17 protein-coding genes and 1 other RNA gene are annotated in these 19,315 nt (G+C 63.0%); 17 read left to right on the top strand and 1 reads right to left on the bottom strand.

Translation table 11 applies throughout. The features are described from left to right. The first annotated feature begins 43 nt into the window (after positions 1-43). The 17 genes from rnpB to lpxC all read left to right on the top strand — a co-directional run bounded on the left by rnpB (position 44) and on the right by lpxC (position 18,541). Positions 44-419, top strand: an RNA gene (gene rnpB / locus WF331_RS08185) — RNase P RNA component class A. Positions 420-728: 309 nt separating this feature from the next. Beyond that, positions 729-1,184 (top strand): division/cell wall cluster transcriptional repressor MraZ, encoded by a 456-nt coding sequence (gene mraZ / locus WF331_RS08180; RefSeq protein WP_019439042.1) that lies wholly within the window; start codon positions 729-731, stop codon positions 1,182-1,184. Then, positions 1,181-2,128, top strand: coding sequence for a 16S rRNA (cytosine(1402)-N(4))-methyltransferase RsmH (rsmH, locus tag WF331_RS08175; protein ID WP_016488970.1), 948 nt, complete (start codon positions 1,181-1,183; stop codon positions 2,126-2,128). The genes mraZ and rsmH overlap by 4 nt, the downstream gene beginning before the upstream one ends. Further along, a complete protein-coding gene (ftsL, locus tag WF331_RS08170; RefSeq protein ID WP_041167563.1) occupies positions 2,125-2,418 on the top strand; it encodes a cell division protein FtsL in 294 nt (97 codons plus the stop codon). Before rsmH ends, ftsL begins: the two co-directional genes overlap by 4 nt. Beyond that, a complete protein-coding gene (locus WF331_RS08165; RefSeq protein WP_284399216.1) occupies positions 2,418-4,157 on the top strand; it encodes a peptidoglycan D,D-transpeptidase FtsI family protein in 1,740 nt (579 codons plus the stop codon). The genes ftsL and WF331_RS08165 overlap by 1 nt, the downstream gene beginning before the upstream one ends. Next, complete coding sequence (locus WF331_RS08160; protein ID WP_016498044.1) at positions 4,154-5,644, top strand: UDP-N-acetylmuramoyl-L-alanyl-D-glutamate--2,6-diaminopimelate ligase; 1,491 nt, start codon at positions 4,154-4,156, stop codon at positions 5,642-5,644. Before WF331_RS08165 ends, WF331_RS08160 begins: the two co-directional genes overlap by 4 nt. After that, entirely contained in the window at positions 5,637-7,004 is a 1,368-nt protein-coding gene (locus tag WF331_RS08155) for a UDP-N-acetylmuramoyl-tripeptide--D-alanyl-D-alanine ligase (RefSeq protein WP_284360530.1), read from the top strand. The genes WF331_RS08160 and WF331_RS08155 overlap by 8 nt, the downstream gene beginning before the upstream one ends. Then, positions 7,004-8,086: a phospho-N-acetylmuramoyl-pentapeptide-transferase gene (gene mraY, locus WF331_RS08150; protein ID WP_016498046.1), complete on the top strand. Its 1,083-nt coding sequence runs from the start codon at positions 7,004-7,006 to the stop codon at positions 8,084-8,086. Before WF331_RS08155 ends, mraY begins: the two co-directional genes overlap by 1 nt. A 6-nt stretch (positions 8,087-8,092) precedes the next feature. Further along, the gene (gene murD / locus WF331_RS08145) at positions 8,093-9,439 is read left to right on the top strand and encodes a UDP-N-acetylmuramoyl-L-alanine--D-glutamate ligase (protein WP_174370221.1); all 1,347 of its coding nucleotides are present in this window, start codon (positions 8,093-8,095) and stop codon (positions 9,437-9,439) included. Next, complete coding sequence (ftsW, locus tag WF331_RS08140) at positions 9,436-10,650, top strand: putative lipid II flippase FtsW (protein ID WP_016488963.1); 1,215 nt, start codon at positions 9,436-9,438, stop codon at positions 10,648-10,650. The genes murD and ftsW overlap by 4 nt, the downstream gene beginning before the upstream one ends. Beyond that, positions 10,640-11,719, top strand: coding sequence for an undecaprenyldiphospho-muramoylpentapeptide beta-N-acetylglucosaminyltransferase (gene murG / locus WF331_RS08135; RefSeq protein ID WP_016498048.1), 1,080 nt, complete (start codon positions 10,640-10,642; stop codon positions 11,717-11,719). The genes ftsW and murG overlap by 11 nt, the downstream gene beginning before the upstream one ends. Then, the gene (gene murC / locus WF331_RS08130) at positions 11,712-13,160 is read left to right on the top strand and encodes a UDP-N-acetylmuramate--L-alanine ligase (protein WP_016498049.1); all 1,449 of its coding nucleotides are present in this window, start codon (positions 11,712-11,714) and stop codon (positions 13,158-13,160) included. Before murG ends, murC begins: the two co-directional genes overlap by 8 nt. Continuing rightward, positions 13,157-14,113, top strand: a complete 957-nt coding sequence (locus WF331_RS08125; protein ID WP_063422306.1) for a D-alanine--D-alanine ligase — start codon at positions 13,157-13,159, stop codon at positions 14,111-14,113. The genes murC and WF331_RS08125 overlap by 4 nt, the downstream gene beginning before the upstream one ends. 5 nt (positions 14,114-14,118) lie before the next feature. After that, positions 14,119-14,988 carry a cell division protein FtsQ/DivIB gene (locus WF331_RS08120; protein WP_016498051.1) on the top strand — a complete coding sequence of 290 codons (870 nt, stop codon included), beginning with the start codon at positions 14,119-14,121 and terminating at the stop codon, positions 14,986-14,988. A 14-nt stretch (positions 14,989-15,002) separates the two neighbouring features. Continuing rightward, positions 15,003-16,265, top strand: a complete 1,263-nt coding sequence (ftsA, locus tag WF331_RS08115; RefSeq protein ID WP_016488959.1) for a cell division protein FtsA — start codon at positions 15,003-15,005, stop codon at positions 16,263-16,265. 55 nt (positions 16,266-16,320) lie between these two features. Further along, a complete protein-coding gene (gene ftsZ / locus WF331_RS08110; RefSeq protein WP_016488958.1) occupies positions 16,321-17,517 on the top strand; it encodes a cell division protein FtsZ in 1,197 nt (398 codons plus the stop codon). A gap of 112 nt (positions 17,518-17,629) precedes the next feature. Then, entirely contained in the window at positions 17,630-18,541 is a 912-nt protein-coding gene (lpxC, locus tag WF331_RS08105; protein ID WP_016498054.1) for a UDP-3-O-acyl-N-acetylglucosamine deacetylase, read from the top strand. A 52-nt stretch (positions 18,542-18,593) separates the two neighbouring features. Here the strand turns inward: lpxC and WF331_RS08100 are convergent, their stop codons facing one another. Then, positions 18,594-19,049 carry a DUF721 domain-containing protein gene (locus WF331_RS08100; RefSeq protein WP_284360535.1) on the bottom strand — a complete coding sequence of 152 codons (456 nt, stop codon included), beginning with the start codon at positions 19,047-19,049 and terminating at the stop codon, positions 18,594-18,596. Positions 19,050-19,315: the final 266 nt, after the last annotated feature.

Below are 19,315 nucleotides of genomic sequence, written 5' to 3'. Positions count from 1 at the left end.
ATCGCTTGTTCTTGTGCGCGCGTGCCGGTAACCTTGGCGGCGGAGAGTCGATCGGACAGTCGCTGCCTGTTTTCGTTCCGCAACTTTTTGTTGTGTGAGCAGCAGGGGGAGGAAAGTCCGGGCTCCATAGGGCAGAGTGCCAGGTAACGCCTGGGAGGCGCGAGCCTACGGAAAGTGCCACAGAAAATAACCGCCTAAGCACTTCGGTGCCGGTAAGGGTGAAAAGGTGCGGTAAGAGCGCACCGCACGGCTGGCAACAGTTCGTGGCTAGGTAAACCCCACTCGGAGCAAGACCAAATAGGGTTCCATCAGGCGTGGCCCGCGTCGGAACCGGGTAGGTTGCTAGAGGCGTCCAGTGATGGCCGTCGTAGAGGAATGACTGTCCTCGACAAAACCCGGCTTACAGATCGACTCTCCACCTTTTCCTCCCCTGCTTGATTCGATAGCAGATCCTCTCTGGTAATACCGAAAAAATCTTACTCTTCATAAATCACTTTAACTTCGAACTCCATTTGCTTGCGTGGGTTTGATTTTTCTCGTGTTTTCTTCTCCTTGGTAATCGTTCCACATTCCCTTATCACGCTAAATCTCGGTCCTGTAAGGCTTTTCCTTATGAACGTGCCTTGACGGTGCTGCGGGCGGATTCCTATAGTGTGCGCAAGTGGCAGAAAGTGGGATGAAGTGGGTTTTCTGGCACAAAAAAGCTAACATTGTGGGGAATCGCAGCCGTGTTTCGCGGAGCCAACGCCGTCAGCCTCGATGCCAAGGGACGTCTCGCCATGCCGAGCCGGTACCGTGACGAGCTCGATTCGCGTTGCAATGGCCAGCTGATCGTAACCATTGACGCCGTTGACCCCTGCTTGTGCGTATACCCCCTCGATGAGTGGGAACAGATAGAAGCCAAGTTGCGAGCCTTGCCATCGTTGCGTGAGGAAAACCGCCGTCTGCAGCGTTTGCTGATCGGAAATGCGGTTGACCTGGAGCTCGATGGCAGTGGGCGTTTCCTGGTGCCGCCCCGCCTGCGTGAGTACGCCAAGCTCGACAAGAAGGCGATGCTGGTGGGGCAACTGAACAAATTCCAGCTGTGGGATGAAGATGCCTGGAACACGGTTTCGGCAGCCGACCTTGCAGCTATTCAACAACCGGGCGCCATGCCCGACGAATTGCGTGACCTGATCCTGTGACCATAGATAGCGGCTTCAACCACATTACCGTCCTGCTCGACGAAGCTGTCGAGGCATTGGCCCTGCGCGCCGACGGTTGCTATCTGGACGGCACCTTCGGCCGTGGCGGACACAGCCGGCTGATTCTCAGCAAGCTGGGGCCGCAAGGGCGGCTGCTGGGCTTCGACAAAGATCCACAGGCGATTGCCACGGGGCAAGCGCTGGCGGCCGAAGACGGCCGCTTTGTCATTGTGCAGCGCAGCTTTGCCGAGCTGGGCGCGGAAGTGGCCGAGCGCGGCCTGCACGGCAAGGTCAGCGGTGTACTGCTGGACCTGGGCGTGTCCTCCCCGCAACTGGATGACCCCGAGCGTGGCTTCAGCTTCCTCAATGATGGCCCGCTGGACATGCGCATGAACCCGGACCAGGGCATCAGTGCCGCCGAGTTCATCGCCACGGCGCCTGTCGAAGAAATTGCCCGCGTCTTCAAGGAGTACGGTGAAGAGCGCTTCTCCGGCCGCATGGCGCGTGCCGTGGTCGAGCGCCGCGAAAAGGAGCCGTTCACCCGCACTGCCGACCTGGCTGAAGTGCTGAAGGTTGCCAACCCTGCCTGGGAAAAAGGCAAGAACCCGGCTACCCGTGCCTTCCAGGGGCTGCGGATCCATGTCAACAACGAACTGGGTGACCTGGAGGCTGGCCTTGAGGCCGCACTCGATGCGCTCGAGGTCGGTGGTCGCCTGGCAGTGATCAGTTTCCACTCTCTCGAGGACCGTATCGTCAAGCTGTTCATGCGCAAGCTGGTCAAGGGCGAGGCCGACAACCTGCCCCGTAACCTGCCGGTACAGCACAAGGTCTTCGAGCCGAAAATCAAGCTCATCGGCAAGGCCCAGTTCGCCTCCGAAGCCGAGCTCAAGGCCAACCCGCGGTCGCGTAGCGCCGTGATGCGTGTGGCGGAGAAGCTGCGGTGAGCAGGCTGTTCGCCAAGCCATTGCCAGGCGGAAGCTTCCTGATGCTTCTGCTGTTTGTCGGCGTGCTGGTTTCGGCCGTCGCCGTGTCCTATAGCGCGCACTGGAACCGTCAGTTGCTCAACACCCTTTACGGCGAGTTGAACGAGCGTGACAAGGCCCAGGCCGAGTGGGGCCGGCTGATTCTGGAACAGAGCACCTGGACCGCCGCCAGCCGTATCGAAAACCTGGCTTCCGAGCAGTTGAAGATGCGCGTGCCTGCCGCTGACGAAGTGCGGATGGTGGCGCCATGATGAAGCTCGAAGGCGCACTCTACCCGTGGCGCTTCCGCGTGGTGATCGGCTTGCTGGCAATCATGGTGGGTGCCATCTGCTGGCGCATCATCGACCTGCAGGTGGTCGACCGTGACTTCCTCAAGGGGCAGGGCGATGCGCGCAGCCTGCGTCATATCCCTATCCCGGCGCACCGCGGGCTGATTACCGACCGCAACGGTGAGCCATTGGCCGTGAGTACCCCGGTCACTACCCTGTGGGCCAACCCCAAGGAAATGCAGGCGTCCAAAGACCGCTGGCCACAGCTGGCTGCAGCGTTGGGGCAAAATCCCCAGCAACTGGTCGAACGCCTGACCGCGCAGGCCAGCAAGGAGTTCATCTACCTGGTCCGCGGCCTGACCCCGGAGCAGGGCCAGCACGTACTCGACCTGAAGGTGCCAGGTGTGTACGGCCTGGAAGAATTCCGCCGCTTCTATCCGGCCGGTGATGTCACTGCGCACATGGTTGGTTTCACCGACCTCGACGACCACGGTCGCGAAGGGGTGGAACTGGCCTATGACGAGTGGCTGGCCGGCGTGCCCGGCAAGCGCCAGGTGATCAAGGACCGGCGTGGCAGGCTGATCAAGGACATCCAGGTAACCAAGAACGCCAAGGCCGGCAAGACCTTGGCGTTGTCGATAGACCTGCGCCTGCAATACCTGGCTACCCGCGAGCTGCGCAACGCCATTGCCGAACAGGACGCCAAGGCCGGCAGCCTGGTGATCATGGACGTCAAGACCGGTGAAGTTCTGGCCATGGTCAACCAGCCAACCTACAACCCGAACAACCGTCGCAGCATGTTCCCGGCAGCGATGCGCAACCGGGCGATCATCGACGTGTTCGAGCCCGGTTCCACGGTCAAGCCGATTTCCATGAGTGCGGCACTGCAAAGCGGCCGCTGGAAGCCGACCGACAAGGTCGAGGTTTACCCGGGCAGCCTGCAGATCGGCCGCTACACCATCAAGGACGTGTCGCGCAGCGAGGGCCCGATCCTCGACCTGACCGGCATCCTGATCAACTCCAGTAACGTCGGCATGAGCAAGATCGCCTTCGACATCGGCGGCGAGGCCATCTACCGGGTCATGTCCCAGGTCGGCCTGGGCCAGTACACCGGCCTTGGTTTCCCGGGGGAGCGTGTCGGTAACCTGCCCAACCACCGCGAGTGGCGCAAGGCCGAGACCGCGACCCTTTCCTATGGCTACGGCCTGTCGGTGACCGCCCTGCAACTGGTGCATGCCTACGCGGCGCTGGCCAACGACGGCAAGATGGTGCCGCTGTCGATCATCAAGGTCGACAAGGCGCCGGAAGCCGTGCAGGCCATTCCGAAGGAAACCGCCGAAACCGTTCAGGGCATGCTGCAGCAGGTGATTGAAGCGCCGCGTGGCGTGTTCCGTGCCCAGGTGCCGTTCTATCACGTGGCCGGCAAGTCCGGTACCGCGCGTAAAGCCACCGTGGGTTCCAAGGGTTACACCGAAAACGCCTACCGCTCGCTGTTTGCAGGCTTCGGGCCAATGAGTGACCCGCGCTACGCCATCGTCGTGGTCATCGACGAGCCGGGCAAGGGTGGTTATTTCGGTGGCCTGGTTTCGGCGCCGGTCTTCAGCAAGGTCATGTCCGGCACCCTGCGTTTGATGAACGTGCCGCCAGACAACCTGCCGCCACCAGCACCCACCGAACAGTCGCAAGTCAATGCAGCAGCCGCCAAGGGAGGGCGTGGATGATGACAATGCCATTAAGCAAACTTTTCGCTCACGCCAGCCGCGACCCGCTGATTCGTGAACTGACCCTGGACAGCCGCAGTGTGCGCCCGGGCGATCTGTTCCTGGCCGTGCCGGGTGCCAAGGTCGATGGCCGCGAGCATATCGCCGATGCCCTGGCCCGTGGCGCTGCCGCCGTGGCCTATGAAGAGCATGGCGCCAACGTGCTGCCGCTGACCGATGTGCCGCTGATTCCGGTCAAGGGCCTGATCGCGCAGCTGTCGGACATCGCCGGGCGCTTCTATGGCGAGCCCAGCCGCCAGCTGAACCTGGTGGGCGTGACCGGTACCAACGGCAAGACCAGCGTCACCCAGTTGGTAGCCCAGGCGCTTGATGTGCTCGGCCAGCGCTGCGGCCTTATTGGCACTTTGGGTACCGGTTTCTACGGTGACCTGCAAAGTGGTCGGCTGACCACGCCAGACCCGATTGCCGTGCAGTCGACCCTTTACGACCTGAAAAAGCAGGGCGCCAAGGCCGTGGCCATGGAGGTTTCCTCCCACGCCCTGGAGCAGGGGCGTGTCGCCGCATTGGCGTTCGATATCGCGGTCATGACCAACCTGTCCCGTGATCACCTGGACTACCACGGCAGCATGCAGGCCTATGAGGCGGCCAAGGCCAAGCTGTTCGCCTGGCCGAACCTGCGTTGCCAGGTGGTCAACCTGGATGACGACTTTGGTCGTCGCCTGGCTGAAGACTTTGCTCGCCGCCCGAGTGTCGACCTTGTCGAGACCCGGCTGCTGAGCTACAGCCTGGAAAACCCGGATGCCTCGCTGTTCTGCCGCGAAGCCGTGTTCAGTGACGATGGCGTGCGCGCCACGCTGGTCACCGCCCAGGGTGAGCGCACCCTGCGCAGCCAGCTGCTGGGCCGCTTCAACCTGAGCAACATGCTGGCCGCCGTGGCAACCCTGCTGGCGCTGGATTACGCGCTGGACGAAATCCTGGAGGTCACCCCGCGACTGCAAGGGCCGGTAGGCCGCATGCAGCGCTTGGGTGGCGGCCAAAAGCCGCTGGTGGTGGTCGACTACGCGCACACCCCCGACGCCCTGGAAAAAGTGCTTGGAGCCCTGCGCCCGCATGCTCACGGCAAGCTGCTGTGCCTGTTCGGCTGCGGCGGCGACCGTGACCGCGGCAAGCGCCCTTTGATGGCTGAAGTCGCCGAGCGCCTTGCCGACCGCGTGTTGGTCACCGACGACAACCCGCGCACGGAAGACCCGCTGCGCATCTTCGATGACATCCGCCCCGGTTTCACCAAGCCTGACGACGTCGAGTTCGTCGCCGGCCGTGGCGAAGCCATTGCGCACCTGATCGCCTCAGCCGCTGCCAGCGATGTGATCGTGCTGGCCGGGAAGGGGCATGAGGATTACCAGGAGATCAATGGCGAGCGCCATGACTTTTCCGACCTGATCGAAGCCGAGAAGGCCCTTGAAGCCTGGGAGGCTCCACATGCTTAAGCCGATGACACTCAGCCAGCTGACCACAGCACTGAGTGGTCAACAAGTCGGTGCCGACGCCACCTTCACCGGCGTCAGCATCGACAGCCGCAGCGTCAGCACCGGGCAACTGTTCGTCGCCTTGGCCGGCCCGCGTTTCGATGGCCATGACTACCTGGCTGACGTTAAAGCCAAGGGCGCGGTTGCTGCGCTGGTCGAGCGTGAAGTGGCCGGTGTCGACCTGCCGCAACTGCTGGTCAAGGATTGCCGGGCAGCACTGGGTCAGCTCGGTGCCCTGAACCGCGCTGCTTTCGACAAGCCCGTAGTGGCCATTACCGGTTCCAGTGGCAAGACCACGGTGAAGGAAATGCTTGCCAGCATCTTGCGCACCCGTGGCTTGGTGCACGCCACCCGTGGCAACCTGAACAACGACCTCGGCGCGCCGTTGACCTTGCTGGAGATCGCCCCGGAGCACAGCGCCGCCGTGATCGAGCTGGGCGCTTCGCGCATTGGCGAAATCCGCTACACCGTCGGCCTGACCCAACCTCAGGTGGTCATCATCAATAACGCCGGTACTGCCCACGTTGGCGAATTCGGTGGCCCGGAGAAAATCGTTGAAGCCAAGGGCGAGATTCTCGAAGGCCTGGGCGAGGGCGGTATCGCCATCCTCAACCTGGCCGACAAGGCCTTCGATACCTGGCACAAGCGTGCCGGCAGTCACCGCATCTTTACGTTTGCTCTGGATAACCCGCAGGCGGATTTCCACGCCAGCGCCATCGGTCGCGACGCCCGGGGCTGCCCGTCGTTCACCCTGCACGGGCCTGATGGCAGCGTGCCGGTGCAGTTGAACCTGCTGGGTACCCACAACGTCAGCAACGCCCTGGCCGCCGCCGCCGCCGCCCATGCCGTTGGTCTGAGCCTGAGCGGCATTGCTGCCGGCCTTGCTGCAGTGCAGCCGGTCAAGGGCCGCACCGTGGCGCAGGTCGCGCCAAATGGCGTGCGGGTGATCGACGATAGTTACAACGCAAATCCCACCTCCATGTGCGCGGCCATTGATATACTCGCCGGCTTTTCCGGACGCACCGTCCTGGTGCTTGGGGATATCGGCGAATTGGGGCAATGGGCGGAAGAAGGCCACCGTCAGGTGGGTGACTACGCGCGTGGCAAGGTCGACGCCCTGTACGCAGTGGGTTCCAACATGACACATGCGGTCAAGGCGTTCGGCGCCAATGGCCGTCATTTCGCTACTCAAGCTGAGCTGATCGACGCGGTTAGCGCCGAAAAAGCCAGCGATACCACTATCTTGATCAAGGGCTCGCGCAGCGCTGCGATGGAAAACGTCGTGGTGGCATTGTGCGGTGCCAGCGGGGAGAAACATTAATGCTGCTGCTGTTGGCCGAGTATCTGCAACAGTTCCACAAAGGCTTCGCGGTCTTCCAGTACCTGTCCCTGCGCGGGATTCTTGGTGTACTGACCGCGTTGTCCCTGGCGCTGTGGCTGGGGCCGTGGATGATCCGTACCCTGCAAATTCGCCAGATCGGCCAGGCCGTGCGTAACGACGGCCCGCAATCGCACCTGTCCAAGTCCGGCACCCCGACCATGGGTGGTGCACTGATCCTGTCGGCCATCGCCATCAGCACACTGTTGTGGGCTGATCTGTCCAACCGCTATGTGTGGGTGGTGCTGATCGTTACCCTGGCATTCGGCGCTATCGGCTGGGTTGACGACTACCGCAAGGTGATCGAAAAGAACTCCCGTGGGCTGCCAAGCCGCTGGAAGTACTTCTGGCAGTCGGTGTTTGGCCTGGCTGCGGCCGTGTTCCTGTACAAGACCGCGCCGACCAGCGTCGAGACCACGCTGATCCTGCCGTTCATCAAGGATGTCACCATCCCGCTGGGCGTCGGCTTCGTCGTATTGACCTACTTCGTCATTGTCGGCTCCAGCAACGCAGTCAACCTTACCGATGGCCTCGACGGCCTGGCAATCATGCCGACGGTGATGGTCGGCGGCGCCCTGGGCATCTTCTGCTACCTGTCGGGTAACGTGAAGTTCGCCGAATACCTGCTGATCCCTTACGTACCGGGCTCGGGCGAGCTGATCGTGTTCTGCGGCGCGCTGATCGGTGCCGGCCTGGGCTTCCTGTGGTTCAACACCTACCCGGCTCAAGTCTTCATGGGTGACGTCGGCGCGCTGGCACTGGGCGCCGCGCTGGGCACCATCGCCGTGATCGTCCGCCAGGAAATCGTGCTGTTCATCATGGGCGGCATCTTCGTGGTGGAAACCTTGTCGGTGGTGATCCAGGTCGCCTCCTTCAAGCTGACCGGCAAGCGCGTGTTCCGCATGGCGCCGATCCACCACCACTTTGAACTCAAGGGCTGGCCAGAGCCTCGGGTGATCGTCCGCTTCTGGATCATCACCGTGATTCTGGTGCTGATTGGCCTTGCAACCCTGAAACTGAGGTAGATGAGCGTGTCTTTGATCGCTTCCGACCAATTCCGCATCGTTGTCGGCCTCGGCAAGAGCGGCATGTCCCTGGTTCGCTTCCTGGCGAACCGGGGCATTGCCTTTGCGGTCGCCGACACCCGCGAGCAACCGCCGGAACTGGACACCCTGCGCCGTGATTACCCGCAGGTGGAAGTGCGCTGTGGCGAGCTGGACGTGGACTTCCTGTGCCGCGCCAACGAGCTGTACGTGAGCCCTGGCCTGGCCCTGGCAACCCCGGCCCTGCAGCAGGCAGCCGCGCGTGGCGTGAAGCTGTCCGGTGACATCGAGCTGTTCGCCCGGCACGCCAAGGCGCCGATCGTTGCCATCAGTGGCTCCAACGCCAAGAGCACCGTCACCACTCTGGTCGGCGAAATGGCCGCCAAGGCCGGCAAGCGCGTGGCGGTGGGCGGCAACCTCGGTACCCCGGCGCTGGACTTGCTGGCTGATGACGTCGAGCTGTACGTGCTGGAGCTGTCCAGTTTCCAACTGGAAACCACCGACCAGCTCAACGCAGAAGTGGCCACTGTGCTGAACATCAGCGAAGACCATATGGACCGCTACAGCGGCCTGCCGGCCTACCACCTGGCCAAGCACCGGATTTTCCGCGGTGCCCGCCAGGTGGTTGTCAACCGCCAGGACGCCCTGAGTCGGCCACTGCCGGTGGAAGGCCGCCCGTGCTGGACCTTCGGCCTCAACCAACCCGACTTCAAGGCCTTTGGCCTGCGTGAAGTGGAGGGTGAAAAGTACCTGGCGTTCGAGTTTCAGGCGCTGATGCCGGCGCGCGAGCTCAAGGTGCGTGGTGCCCACAACCAGTCCAATGCCCTGGCGGCACTGGCCCTGGGGCATGCCGCTGGCCTGCCGTTCGAGCCCATGCTCGAAGCCCTGCGTGAGTTCGGTGGCCTGGCCCACCGGTGCCAGTGGGTGCGCGAGCGTAATGGCGTGAACTGGTACGACGACTCCAAGGCCACCAACGTCGGTGCTGCCCTGGCCGCCATCGAAGGCCTGGGTGCCGATATCGAAGGCAAGTTGGTGCTGATCGCCGGTGGCGACGGCAAAGGTGCTGAATTCACTGCGTTGCGCGAGCCCGTCAAGCGCTTCTGCCGCGCCGTGGTATTGCTTGGCCGTGATGCCGAGCGCCTGGCCGAAGCGTTGGGTGATGACGTACCGCTGGTACGGGTCAAGACCCTCGAGGACGCCGTGCAGCAGGGTGCCGAACTGGCCCAGGCCGGCGATGCGGTGCTGCTGTCGCCGGCGTGTGCCAGCCTCGACATGTTCAAGAACTTTGAAGAGCGCGGGCGACTGTTTGCCCAGGCAGCGGGAGGTCTTGCATGATCTTCGGCATCTTCAAGCCCTACCCGTCGCCGCTGATCAGCGGTCGTGGCATCGACCTGGACTTCCCGATGCTCGCCGGCTGCCTGGCCTTGCTTGGCCTGGGCCTGGTGATGATCACCTCGGCGTCCTCGGAAGTGGCCGCGGTGCAGTCGGGCAACCCGCTTTACCACATGTTCCGCCACCTGGTTTACGTGTTCCTTGGCCTGGTTGCCTGCGGCGCGACCATGCTGGTGCCGATCGCCACCTGGCAGCGCATGGGCTTCATGATGCTGCTGGGCGCCTTCGGCCTGTTGGTACTGGTGCTGGTGCCGGGTATCGGCCGCGAAGTGAACGGCTCCATGCGCTGGATCGGCTTCAGCTTCTTCAACGTCCAGCCTTCGGAAATCGCCAAGGTGTTCGTGGTCGTCTACCTGGCGGGTTACCTGGTGCGCCGGCAGACCGAAGTGCGCGAAACCTGGATGGGCTTCTTCAAGCCGTTCATCGTGCTGCTGCCGATGGCCGCCCTGCTGCTGATGGAGCCGGACTTCGGTGCCACCGTGGTGATGATGGGCGCGGCGGCGGCCATGCTGTTCCTCGGCGGGGTGGGGCTGTTCCGCTTCAGCCTCATGGTGGTGTTGGCGGTGCTGGCGGTGTTTGTGCTGGTACAGGCGCAGCCCTACCGGATGGCGCGGCTTATCACCTTCACCGACCCGTGGTCCGACCAGTTTGGCTCGGGTTACCAGCTGACCCAGGCACTGATCGCCTTCGGCCGTGGCGAGTGGCTGGGTGTTGGCCTGGGCAACAGCGTGCAGAAGCAGTTCTACCTGCCCGAAGCGCACACCGACTTCGTGTTCTCGGTACTGGCCGAAGAGCTGGGCGTGGTCGGTTCGCTGCTGACCATTGCACTGTTCGTGTTCGTGACCGTGCGTGCCCTGTACATCGGCCTGTGGGCCGAGAAGGCCAAGCAGTTCTTTGCCGCCTATGTGGCCTTCGGCCTGGCGTTCCTGTGGATCGGCCAGTTCCTGATCAACATCGGGGTAAACGTCGGCCTGCTGCCAACCAAGGGCCTGACGCTGCCGTTCCTCAGTTACGGGGGCAGTTCGCTGGTGATCTGTTGCGCCTGCGTAGGCCTGTTGCTGCGTATCGAGTGGGAGAGCCGTACGCACCTGGGCAGCGAGGAACACGAGTTCAGCGAAAGCGATTTTGCCGAGGAGACCAGTCATGGCCGCTGACGGCAAGAACATACTGATCATGGCGGGCGGCACCGGGGGCCATGTATTCCCGGCCCTGGCCTGCGCCCGTGAGTTCCAGGCGCGTGGGTTTACCGTGCACTGGCTGGGCACCCCACGTGGCATCGAGAACGAGCTGGTGCCACAGGCTGGCCTGCCACTGCACCTTATCCAGGTCAGCGGCCTGCGCGGCAAAAGCAAACTGTCGTTGCTCAAGGCGCCATTTACCCTTGTCAAGGCCGTGCTGCAGGCGCGACGCATCATTCGCCAGCTCAAGCCGGTCTGCGTGCTGGGCTTTGGCGGCTACGTGACCGGCCCCGGCGGTGTGGCCGCGCGGCTGTGCGGCGTGCCGCTGGTGATCCACGAGCAGAACGCCCGTGCCGGTACCGCCAATCGGTTGCTGGTGCCACTCTCGGCGCGGGTCTGCGAAGCTTTCCCGAACACCTTCGAGGCCAGCGACAAGCGTCGCACCACCGGCAACCCGGTGCGCCCGGAGCTGTTCATGGATGCACAACGCGCGCCCCTGGCCCAGCGCCGTGCGCGCCTGCTGGTGCTCGGTGGCAGCCTGGGTGCGGAACCATTGAACAAATTGTTGCCTAAGGCCCTGTCCGAGGTCCCTGCCGCGCTGCGGCCAGAGGTGTTCCACCAGGCCGGCAAGCAACACGCGCCAATCACCGCCGAGCGTTATCACGAGGCGGGCGTCGAGGCTCAGGTAGAGCCGTTCATCAAGGACATGGCCCAAGCCTATGGCTGGGCCGACATGGTGGTGTGCCGGGCCGGTGCCCTGACCGTCAGCGAGCTGGCGGCAGCAGGCCTGCCTTCGATGCTGGTGCCTTTGCCCCACGCCATCGACGACCACCAGACCCACAACGCCCAATATCTGGCCCGCGAAGGCGCTGCCTTCCTGATGCCACAAGCGACAACTGGCGCAGCGCAGCTCGCTGAACGCCTGAACGAGGTGCTGATGCAACCCGAGAAACTCAACGTCATGGCAGGCACCGCACGGCGCCTGGCCAAACCTGCTGCAACCAGCACCGTGGTCGATATCTGCCTGGAGGTGGCCCATGGTTGAAAGCCAGAAAGCCATGCCCCATCCGAAGATGGGCCGTATCCGCCGTATTCACTTCGTCGGTATCGGCGGCGTGGGCATGTGCGGCATTGCCGAAGTGTTGCTGAACCTGGGCTATGAAGTGTCCGGTTCGGACCTGAAAGCTTCGCCGGTGACCGAGCGCCTGGAGTCGTTCGGCGCCGAGATCTTCGTCGGCCACCGCGCCGAGAACGCCGCTACCGCTGACGTGCTCGTGGTGTCCAGTGCCATCAACCCGGCCAACCCGGAAGTGGCTACCGCCCTCGAGCGACGCATTCCGGTAGTACCGCGTGCCGAAATGCTCGCCGAACTGATGCGCTACCGTCATGGTGTGGCCGTTGCCGGTACCCACGGCAAGACCACCACCACCAGCCTGCTGGCGTCGGTGTTCGCTGCCGGTGGCCTGGACCCGACTTTCGTTATCGGTGGCCGCCTGACCGCTGCCGGTACCAATGCCCAGCTGGGCACCAGTCGCTACCTGATCGCCGAAGCAGACGAAAGCGATGCGAGCTTCCTGCACCTGCAGCCGATGGTGGCCGTGGTCACCAACATCGACGCCGACCACATGGCGACCTACGAAGGTGACTTCAACAAGCTGAAGAAAACCTTCGTCGAGTTCCTGCATAACCTGCCGTTCTACGGCCTGGCGGTGATGTGCCTGGACGACCCGGTGGTGCGCGAAATCCTGCCACAGGTAAAACGCCCGACGGTGACCTACGGCTTCAGCGAAGAGGCCGACATCCGCGCCATCAACGTGCGCCAGCAGGGCATGCAGACCCACTTCACCGTGCTGCGCCGTGACTGCGAGCCGCTGGAAGTGTCGGTGAACATGCCTGGTAACCACAACGTGCTCAACGCACTGGCCACCATCGCCATCGCCACCGACGAGGGCATTAGCGACGAAGCCATCGTCCAGGGCCTGTCCGGCTTCCAGGGTGTCGGCCGCCGGTTCCAGGTGTACGGCGAACTGCCGGTGGAAGGCGGCAGCGTGATGCTGGTCGACGACTACGGCCACCACCCGACCGAAGTGGCTGCGGTAATCAAGGCCGTGCGCGGTGGCTGGCCAAGCCGCCGCCTGGTGATCGTCTACCAGCCGCACCGCTACAGCCGCACCCGCGACCTGTACGACGATTTCGTCCAGGTGCTGGGCGATGCCAACGTGCTGCTGCTGATGGAGGTCTACCCGGCGGGCGAAGAGCCGATCCCGGGTGCCGACAGCCGTCAGCTGTGCCACAGCATCCGCCAGCGCGGCAAGCTGGACCCGATATACATCGAGCGCGGCGCCGAACTGGCACCGCTGGTCAAGCCACTGCTGCGCGCTGGCGACATCCTGATCTGCCAGGGTGCCGGTGATGTCGGTGGCCTGGCCCCGCAATTGATGAAAAGCCCGCTGTTCGCTGGCGCCAAGCAGGAGAAGTCGAAATGACCAGCGCCTACGAAAAATTGCACTCGACCCTGGACGTCAAGGCGTTCGGCCGCGTCGCCGTGCTGTACGGTGGCAAAAGCGCCGAGCGTGAAGTGTCGCTGAAGTCCGGTGCGGCGGTGATCGACGCGCTGACCACTGCCGGTGTCGACGTGGTCGCCATCGACGTCGGTGACGACCTGCTCACGCGCCTGCAAAGCGAAAAGATCGACCGCGCCTTCATCATCCTGCACGGCCGTGGCGGTGAAGACGGCAGCATGCAGGGCCTGCTGGAGTGCCTGGGCATCCCTTACACCGGCAGTGGCATCCTTGCCTCGGCGCTGGCCATGGACAAGCTGCGCACCAAGCAGGTGTGGCAGAGCCTGGGCATTCCGACCCCGCGTCATGCGGTGTTGGCGAGCGAAAACGATTGTTTGTTGGCCAGTACGGAACTGGGCTTCCCGCTTATCGTCAAACCCGCCCATGAAGGCTCTAGCATCGGCATGGCCAAGGTGAACAGCGCCCAGGAACTGGTCGCCGCCTGGCAGGACGCCGCCAAATACGATTCCCAGGTACTGGTGGAACAGTGGATCCACGGCCCGGAGTTCACCATCGCGGTCTTGCGCGGCCAGGTGCTGCCGCCGATCGCCCTGGGTACGCCGCACGTGTTCTACGACTACGACGCCAAGTACATCGCCAACGATACCCAGTACCGCATCCCGTGCGGGCTGGATAGCGTCAAGGAACAGGAACTGATCGACCTGACCGCACGCGCCTGTGATGCCATCGGCATCGAAGGCTGGGGGCGGCTGGACGTGATGCAGGACGAGCAGGGCCGGTTCTGGCTGCTCGAAGTCAACACCGCACCGGGCATGACTGATCATAGCCTGGTGCCAATGGCGGCCCGCGCGGCTGGCCTGGACTTCCAGCAACTGGTGCTGGCAATCCTGGCTGAAAGCGTGACGACGCGAGGTTAACAACCATGCAAGGCGCGATGATACGTCAGCAGCAACCCGTTACCGGCCGTAGCAAGCCGGTGCCGCGTGGTGCCAGCCGGCTGGTGGCCGACGAGCCCGTATCGGCGCGCCTGCCGCGGCCAAGCCTGGGAGGCCTCAAGCGCCTGCTGTGGCCGGTGCTGCTGGTGGCGGCCGGCTTTGGTGCCTACGAAGGCGCCATTCGCCTGATGCCGTATGCCGACCGGCCGATCACCAAGATCGACGTGCAAGGCGACCTCAGCTACATCAGCCAGCAGTCGGTGCAGCAGCGCATCGCGCCCTACGTGGCGGCGAGCTTCTTCAGCGTCGACCTGCCAGCGATGCGTGCGGAGCTCGAACAGATGCCATGGATCGCCCACGCCGAAGTGCGCCGGGTGTGGCCTGACGAGGTGGTGATCCGCCTGGAAGAACAGCTGCCGGTGGCGCGCTGGGGTGACGAAGCCTTGCTCAACAACCAGGGCCAGGCCTTCACCCCGCGCGAACTGGCCAACTACGAGCACCTGCCGCAGTTGGCCGGGCCCCAGCGTGCTCAGCAACAAGTCATGCAGCAGTACCAGGTATTGAGCCAGATGCTGCGCCCCATGGGCTTTTCCATTGCTCGCCTGGAGCTGCGCGAGCGAGGCAGCTGGTTCCTGACCACCGGTGCAAGCAGCGCCGGGCCAGGCATCGAGCTGCTGTTGGGGCGCGACCATCTGGTGGAGAAGATGCGCCGTTTCATTGCCATTTACGACAAGACACTCAAAGACCAGATCACCACTATCGCCCGCATTGATCTGCGTTATTCCAACGGACTTGCCGTTGGTTGGCGGGAACCGATTGCACCGACGACGGCCCAACCCGCCGTTGCGAAGAATTAGAGAGAGGCAGGACCATGGCAAACGCGCATAGCGGCAAAATGATCGTCGGGCTGGACATTGGCACCTCCAAGGTGGTGGCGCTGGTGGGCGAAGTGGGCGAAGACGGTACCCTGGAAATCGTCGGGATCGGCACCCATCCGTCCCGCGGCCTGAAGAAAGGCGTGGTGGTGAACATCGAGTCCACCGTGCAGTCGATCCAGCGCGCCGTGGAAGAGGCCCAGCTGATGGCCGGCTGCCGTATCCACTCGGCCTTCGTCGGGGTAGCCGGCAACCACATCCGCAGCCTGAACTCCCACGGCATCGTCGCCATCCGCGACCGCGAGGTCAGCCTGGCCGACCTGGAACGTGTACTCGACGCCGCCCAGGCCGTGGCGATTCCGGCCGACCAGCGCGTGCTGCACACCCTGCCGCAGGACTACGTGATCGACAACCAGGAAGGCGTGCGCGAGCCGCTGGGCATGTCCGGCGTGCGCCTGGAAGCCAAGGTCCACGTGGTCACCTGCGCAGTCAACGCGGCGCAGAACATCGAGAAATGCGTACGCCGCTGCGGCCTGGAAATCGACGACATCATCCTTGAGCAGCTGGCTTCGGCCTACTCGGTGCTGACCGACGATGAAAAAGAACTGGGCGTGTGCCTGGTGGACATCGGTGGCGGCACCACCGACATCGCCATCTTCACCGAGGGCGCCATCCGTCATACCGCGGTAATCCCGATTGCCGGCGACCAGGTGACCAACGATATCGCCATGGCCCTGCGTACCCCTACCCAGTACGCCGAAGAAATCAAGATTCGCTACGCCTGCGCCCTGGCCAAACTGGCTGGCGCCGGCGAGACCATCAAGGTGCCGAGCGTGGGCGACCGCCCACCGCGCGAGCTGTCGCGCCAGGCCCTGGCCGAGGTGGTGGAGCCACGTTACGACGAGCTCTTCACCCTGATCCAGGCCGAGCTGCGCCGCAGCGGCTACGAGGACCTGGTGCCAGCCGGCATCGTCCTCACCGGCGGCACCGCGAAGATGGAAGGTGCCGTGGAACTGGCCGAGGAAATCTTCCACATGCCGGTACGCCTGGGCGTACCGCACAGCGTTCGGGGGCTGAGCGACGTGGTTCGCAACCCGATCTATTCCACCGGTGTGGGCTTGCTCACTTACGGCCTGCTGAAGCAGTCCGAGGACCTGATCCTGACCGGTAACACCAACAGCAGCAACAACAGCTATGGCGATGAACCGAAGGCCCCAGTGCTTGAGCGCTTCAAGAAGTGGGTCCAGGGCAACTTCTAAGTTTCAAAGCAGTAGTGGTAGGCGCAACAACTAGAGAACTGTAAGGAGAGGGAAAATGTTCGAGCTCGTAGACAACGTCCCGCAAAGTCCGGTCATCAAGGTGATCGGCGTTGGTGGTGGTGGTGGCAACGCCGTCAACCACATGGTCAAGAGCAGCATCGAAGGTGTGGAATTCATCTGCGCCAACACCGATGCCCAGGCGCTGAAAAGCATTGGCGCGCGCACCATCCTGCAATTGGGCACTGGTGTGACCAAGGGCCTGGGTGCCGGTGCCAATCCGGAAGTCGGCCGTCAGGCTGCGCTGGAAGACCGTGAGCGCATCGCCGAAGTGCTGCAGGGCACCAACATGGTGTTCATCACCACTGGCATGGGTGGCGGTACCGGTACCGGTGCAGCGCCGATCATTGCCGAAGTGGCCAAGGAAATGGGCATTCTCACCGTAGCCGTGGTGACCCGCCCGTTCCCGTTCGAAGGCCGCAAACGTATGCAGATCGCCGATGAAGGCATCCGCATGCTGGCTGAAAGCGTCGACTCGTTGATCACCATTCCCAACGAGAAACTGCTGACCATCCTGGGCAAGGATGCCAGCCTGCTGTCCGCCTTCGCCAAGGCCGACGATGTACTGGCCGGTGCCGTTCGCGGTATCTCCGACATCATCAAACGCCCTGGCATGATCAACGTCGACTTCGCCGACGTGCGTACCGTGATGGGTGAAATGGGCATGGCGATGATGGGTACTGGCTGTGCCAGCGGCCCGAACCGTGCGCGTGAAGCCACCGAGGCGGCGATCCGCAACCCGCTGCTGGAAGACGTCAACCTGCAGGGCGCCCGTGGCATCCTGGTGAACATCACCGCAGGCCCGGACCTGTCGCTGGGTGAGTACTCCGATGTGGGTAGCATCATCGAAGCCTTCGCCTCTGACCACGCCATGGTCAAGGTGGGCACCGTGATCGACCCGGACATGCGCGACGAACTGCACGTGACCGTTGTGGCCACTGGCCTGGGCGCGCGCATTGAGAAACCGGTCAAAGTGGTCGACAACACCCTGCAGACTGCCCAGCAGGCGTACGAAGCTTCCAACCCTGCACCGGTTCGCCAGGAGCAGCCAGCGGTCAACTACCGTGACCTGGAGCGCCCGACTGTGATGCGCAACCAGGCCCATGCAGGTGCTGCTGCAGCCGCTAAACTGAACCCTCAGGATGACCTGGACTACCTCGATATCCCGGCTTTCCTGCGTCGCCAGGCTGATTAATGGAATTTATCAGGGGTATAAAGGTGATTGGTATTCATCAAAGGTTGGGTCTGTTATCATCCCCAGCCTTTGTTGATACCTGTTCGCAATTTGCGCTGAAGCGGCCAATGCCATGATTAAACAACGCACCCTGAAGAATACCATCCGTGCCACAGGTATCGGTCTGCACTCTGGGGAGAAGGTTTACCTGACCCTCAAGCCTGCACCTGTGGACACCGGCATCGTCTTCCGCCGCGCCGATCTCGACCCTGTGGTCGAAATCCCTGCGCGTGCGGCCAACGTCGGCGAGACAACCATGTCGACGACGCTGGTCAACGGTGACGTCAAGGTCGATACGGTCGAGCACCTGCTCTCCGCCATGGCGGGCCTGGGCATCGATAACGCCTACGTCGAGCTCTCCGCCTCGGAAGTGCCGATCATGGACGGCAGCGCCGGACCCTTTGTATTCCTGATTCAGTCTGCCGGCCTGGAAGAGCAGGACGCAGCCAAGAAGTTCATCCGCATCCTGCGTGAGGTAACCGTGGAAGAGGGCGACAAGCGCGCCACGTTCCTGCCTTTCGAAGGGTTCAAGGTGAGCTTCGAGATCGACTTCGATCACCCGGTCCTCAAGGGCCAGACCCAGAGTGCGGTCGTCGACTTCTCCAGCACCTCGTTTGTGAAGGAAGTCAGCCGCGCGCGTACCTTCGGTTTCATGCGTGACATCGAGTACCTGCGCAAGCACAACCTTGCGCTGGGCGGCAGTGTCGAGAACGCCATCGTGGTCGACGAGACCGGTGTGCTTAACGCAGACGGCCTTCGTTCCGATGACGAATTCGTCAAGCACAAGATCCTCGACGCCATTGGCGACCTCTATCTGCTGGGCAACAGCCTGATCGGCGAGTTCAAGGGCTACAAGTCCGGCCACGCGCTGAACAACCAGCTGCTGCGCAAGCTGATTGCAGAAACCGATGCCTGGGAAGTGGTCACTTTCGAAGATGCCAGCACGGCACCGATCTCGTACATGCGCCCTGTTGCGGCCGTGTAAGTTCGAACACTCTCTCTAGTGTTGTATCAAGGCCACCTTCGGGTGGCCTTTTTTATGGGTTGTTCCTGGCGTGGGCGGCCAACCGTTCCAGCGCTGCGCGCAGCTTGGGGTCGGTGATGCCCTCGGCGGTGTCGCGCAGGCTTTCGGCGGCGCTGATCGACAGCTCTGCAGCATGCCCACCTCGCTTGGCTGGCACTAGCGGTGGCTGCACCTTGTAGAGGATGCGCCTGAGGTTGCCGAATGCTTCCATGGCTTGTAATGCTGCCAGCAGGCGCTTTTGCTGGTAGCGCAGGCGGGTTGCCCAATGGCCGTCGGTAACTACCAGCAACAAAGTGCCATCGCGCCACGACGCCACATGGCAGTGCTCCCGGGCAGCCGGTTGCAGCTGGCTTTCCAGCAGGCGCTGCAGGTGCTCCAGGCGTTCGGCCTGGTTAAGCAGCAGGCGCAACGGGCGCACCTGGCGCAGCAGTGCGGAGGGTGGCTGGGCAGGGGAGGGTTTGTAGGCCATGGGGTACGCATGAGGTTGCAAGGGCAGCAGTCTAACACCTCTATAGCCTGTGCCGGCCTCTTCCCGGGTAATAGAAGATAAGACTGGTTCTCGATAGCTTTCATGTTGCCAAGGCTTGAACTCAGGGAAAATGCCCCTATCTAAGACAGGCCCCTGCCAAAACGCTGTAATAGCATCGTGGAAATCCACCACTTTCCTCACCATCGTTTCCGGGTAGAATGCTCGTTCGCATGCGGCCTCAGGGCTGCACGGGCGACTCATGGGGC

The sequence above is a fragment of the Pseudomonas sp. YNh genome (assembly GCF_037993085.1).
GTDB lineage: Bacteria > Pseudomonadota > Gammaproteobacteria > Pseudomonadales > Pseudomonadaceae > Aquipseudomonas > Aquipseudomonas putida.
The sequence above is the reverse complement of the archived record's forward strand: the minus strand, read 5'-3'. Positions and strand labels throughout refer to the sequence as shown.